The organism is Vibrio sp. R11-SG3-ISO3-SZ (assembly GCF_059834345.1).
The window spans coordinates 1-4114 of record NZ_JCBDGX010000112.1 but is presented as its reverse complement, the minus strand read 5'-3'; the positions used below and the strand labels follow the sequence as shown (position 1 = coordinate 4114).

The window sequence follows — 4114 nt, the reverse complement described above, 5'->3', positions numbered from 1 at the left end:
GGCACTAAGCACCGTGTCTGTTTTGTAGTCATACACGTACGTACCATTGCAACAAATAATGGGCGTAGAGAGGCCCAATTGCTGGTAGTACGGTTTCGCCGCAACGTGGTGTCGACCGGTGACGATCACCGTGTGGACTTTTTTCGAAAGCGCTTGGATAACCTCAACAAGCGGCGAGCTTATCTCGTGCTTGGAGTTTAGAACGGTTCCGTCCAAATCGAGTGCCAACAATGAATACATAGCGCCTCCTTACTTTTGCCCGTAATAGGCGTTTTTACCGTGCTTACGCAGGTAGTGCTTATCGAGCAGCTCTTTTTGAATCGCCACTTCCGGACTGATGGCACGTGTTGCCGTTGCCATTGCTGCGATTTCTTCCATCACGACCGCATTGTGCACCGCATCAGCCCCATTTTTTCCCCAAGTAAAGGGAGCATGGCCTGCGACGACGACACCTGGCATTTCGAGCGGGTCAATCTGTCGTTGCTGGAATGTTTCAATAATCACTGTGCCGGTATTGCGTTCATAATTGGACTCAATCTCGGCTTTGGTCAGTAGGCGAGTACATGGCACATCACCATAGAAATAGTCGGCATGGGTCGTGCCTAGTGCCGGTATGTCTCTCCCCGCTTGTGCCCAAATCGTCGCGTTGCGAGAGTGGGTATGGACGATCCCGCCGATATTAGGAAAGGCTTTGTAAAGCTCAATATGGGTCGCGGTATCGCTGGAGGGGTTGAGAGTGCCTTCAATGCGTTGACCTTCTAAATCGATCACCACAATATCGTCCACGCCCATTACGTCGTACTCAACGCCCGATGGTTTAATGGCAATGACGCCCAATGTGCGGTCTATTTCAGAGACGTTTCCCCAGGTAAACGTCACTAATCCATATTTGGGTAACAGAAGGTTCGCTTTGAGTACCCTTTCTTTCAGTTCCTGATACATAGTCATGGTTATCGCTGTCCATTGTTGGGGGAGGCCATCGCTCTTAATGTGAGCGATGGCGCACTGACGTTATTGAGCGGCGAGCTTGATCTTGTTGATCATAGTGTCGCCATTTTGTTTGATATAGGCACTCCACACGGGCTGAATAGCTTCTTGGAACGCTTTACCGTCGACATCGCGGTTCACTTCCATGCCATTGGCTTCAAGCTGAGCAATCATTTGATCTTCCTTGTCGATGCTGAGCTTACGTTGCATTGCGACCGCTTCTGCCGATACTTCTTCGATGATCTTCTGCTCTTCGGCATTCAAGCCGTTGAACTTGCGTAGATTCATCGTTAAAACAAGAGGTGAGTAAGCGTGCTGAGTCAAACTTAGGTACTTCTGAACCTCATCAAACTTAAAAGAGAGGGTGACGGAAATAGGGTGATCTTGTGAGTCCACGACACCGGTTTCGAGCGCGGTATACAGCTCAGAAACAGGCAGCTGTTGTGGGTTGGCGCCGAGTTCATTGAACATGTCGTTCAGGGCTTTTGAACCGTTGACACGCATCTGCAGACCTTTGACGTCACTTGGGACTCGGATCGGTTTATTGTTATTGGTCATATTGCGATAACCATTTTCTGGGTAACCCAACCCTTTCAGACCAAAATCTTCAAAGCGCTTCAACACTTCCTGACCAGGCTCGCCATCAAGCACTTTGTATGCGGTTTGACGATCAGGGAACATGAATGGCAGCGTGAAAGCGGCTGATTCTGGCATTAGACCGTTGTAGTTGTTCAAGCCCACCATGGCCAAGTCCACGATGCCTGCGCGCGAGCCATCGATCATTTGTTTGTCACTGCCCAACTGCCCTTGAGGGTAGATATTCACGATCAACTCACCTTTCGAGCGTGCCTCGACTTCTTTTTTGAAAAATAGAGACATCTCTTGTTGCAGATCTGACTCTGGCGCTGCGTGCGCGAGTTTGAGTGTGGTGGCAGCAAACGCGTTGGAGCTAAGTGCCAGAGTGGATGCGATTAGTGTTGTTTTAAGTAGGGTTTTCATTATTGTTTCTCCGTTAGGGATTAACCAATGACGAACGACATTGGTACAGTGATGATGCTTGGAAATATGACAAACAAAGCAAGCAGCGCCATGTAGGCAGCAATAAAGGGTAGGACTCCTTTAACGGCTGTCGACATAGGTACTCTCGCTACACCGCATACGACGTTCAGTACGGTGCCTACGGGAGGCGTAATCAGGCCGATCGAACAGTTAATCACGAACAAAAGCCCGAAATACGTGGGGTCTATCCCTGCCATTTTGATGACAGGCATAAAGAGTGGAACCAATATTAATATGGTTGGACTGAGGTCCATGACCATGCCCACGCACAGTACGAGCAGCATGATCACCGCCATCAACAATCTAGGACTGTCAACCAGTGGACCGAGCAATTCGACAAGTTGCTGAGGCAGTTGCGCGACCGTCACCAACCATGCTGCGACCATGGCACAGCCGACTAGGAACATGACCATGGCGGTCGAACGGCCAGCATTAAGTAAAATATGGTAGAACTTACTTAAGGTCAGCTCTTTGTAGATAAAGGTTGAAATAAAGATGGCGTACACGGCTGCGACAACGGCCGCTTCTGTCGGCGTGAAGATACCAAAGCGGATACCGACGATAATGATGATCGGTAGCAATAGCGCCCAAGTCCCGTCTTTCAACGCTGCGCGTTTTTCTTCTCGACTGGCTTTCGGACTGGTCTCTAGCTTTTCTTTGCGTACGGTCATGCGCCACATAAACATCAGCGTCATACCCATTAGGAGGCCAGGTACAATCCCACCTAAGAAAAGGTTTTTTATCGAAATACCCCCGGCCACCCCAACGAGGATCAGAGGGATCGATGGGGGGATGACTGGCGCAATAATACCGCCTGAAGCAAGGAGCCCCATTGACGGCGCCTCTGGGTACTTGGCGGCTTTCATCATCGGATAGAGGATACTGACGAGTGCTGCCGCATCGGCCACCGCAGAGCCAGACAAACCAGCCAGTAGGACCGATGTCATGATGGCGACGTAACCCAGCCCCCCTTGACGGTGACCGACGTACGTCGATGCCAAACGGACAATCCTTTGTGATAGACCACCCGAGGCCATCACCTCTCCCGCGATGAGAAAAAACGGGATAGCCAGTAGGGTAAAGCTATCAACACCATTGATCAGCGACTGAGCCAAGATGTCGGCACTAAAAAAGTCCATATTGACCATCAACGCCATCGAGGCCAACAGCAAGGCAAAGGCAACAGGAAGGCCGAGCAAGATGGAAATAATTAGGACAGATAAGAAAATTGCGAGAGTCATAGTGGGCTCTCCTCATTGGCATCATCGAGTTGCCAATCTGGTTTGAAAATACGGACGAAAGCGATGACAGCCATTAATCCTCCGGAGATGACACCGGCTAAGTAGAAAAGCGCCGATGGCAGACCTGTCAATTGAGAAATATCAGACCAGTTCGCCATCATTTGTCGATAAGCGCCGACATAAAGCATGCCTACAGCGATCAAGACGATGCACCAACACAGACGTCTTAATACAGGCACAGCTTTGGGCATTAAGCGTTCGGAAAACTCAGAAACGGCTAGGTGTTCACCTCGGCGCAGCACAACCGCAGCGCCAAGCATGACAATCCACACAAGCCCAAGGCGAGAGAGTTCAACAGAGGGACGAAGACCAGAAGAGAAACCGTAGCGCAATACCACGTTGGTAAACACGAGCGCAATCATGCACGCCATAATAATGGCCATGAGAACGTCTATCGATTTCCATATGCTCTTGAATACACTTTGCATAACGCTTTCCTCACCTTAAGCGAACTAAAGTGACGTGATTTGTTGCCAAATGCCGTCGTTGATCTCGATACCACCTGCAGCTTCATGCTTTTTGATGAAATTGCTGATCTCTGATCCTGCGATCATGACGTTGCCAGTTTCCGCGGGCTCAGAGGCCAGAACATAGTCGCGAATACGCTGCATTTCTTGCGCATATCGACCTTTGTCCATGGTTTTGCTTAGATCAATGGCGATAAGAAATTGTGATACACCGAACTCGCCCCCCATGTCCTCGGTCAGAGCGGGAACGGAATAACCACCAGAGATGGCCGTCAACATCATGTCCAGTACGATAGCCAT

At 49.9% G+C, this 4114-nt stretch carries 6 protein-coding genes; all 6 read right to left on the bottom strand.

What is annotated here, in order from left to right; genetic code table 11:
- Positions 1-240 (bottom strand): HAD-IIB family hydrolase (locus AC6R1O_RS14025; RefSeq protein ID WP_500657236.1); only part of this gene is annotated, 240 nt, incomplete at its 3' end.
- A 9-nt stretch (positions 241-249) separates the two neighbouring features.
- On the bottom strand, positions 250-942 hold the full coding sequence (locus AC6R1O_RS14020; protein WP_500634094.1) for an L-ribulose-5-phosphate 4-epimerase: 693 nt from the start codon (positions 940-942) through the stop codon (positions 250-252).
- Between the two features lie 69 nt (positions 943-1011).
- A complete protein-coding gene (locus AC6R1O_RS14015) occupies positions 1012-1986 on the bottom strand; it encodes a DctP family TRAP transporter solute-binding subunit (protein ID WP_500634091.1) in 975 nt (324 codons plus the stop codon).
- A gap of 20 nt (positions 1987-2006) precedes the next feature.
- Positions 2007-3287, bottom strand: a complete 1281-nt coding sequence (locus tag AC6R1O_RS14010; protein ID WP_500630012.1) for a TRAP transporter large permease subunit — start codon at positions 3285-3287, stop codon at positions 2007-2009.
- A complete protein-coding gene (locus tag AC6R1O_RS14005; protein WP_500630011.1) occupies positions 3284-3775 on the bottom strand; it encodes a TRAP transporter small permease in 492 nt (163 codons plus the stop codon). The genes AC6R1O_RS14010 and AC6R1O_RS14005 overlap by 4 nt, the downstream gene beginning before the upstream one ends.
- A 24-nt stretch (positions 3776-3799) precedes the next feature.
- A partial coding sequence (locus tag AC6R1O_RS14000) for an Ldh family oxidoreductase (protein WP_500657235.1) occupies positions 3800-4114 on the bottom strand: 315 nt, incomplete at its 5' end.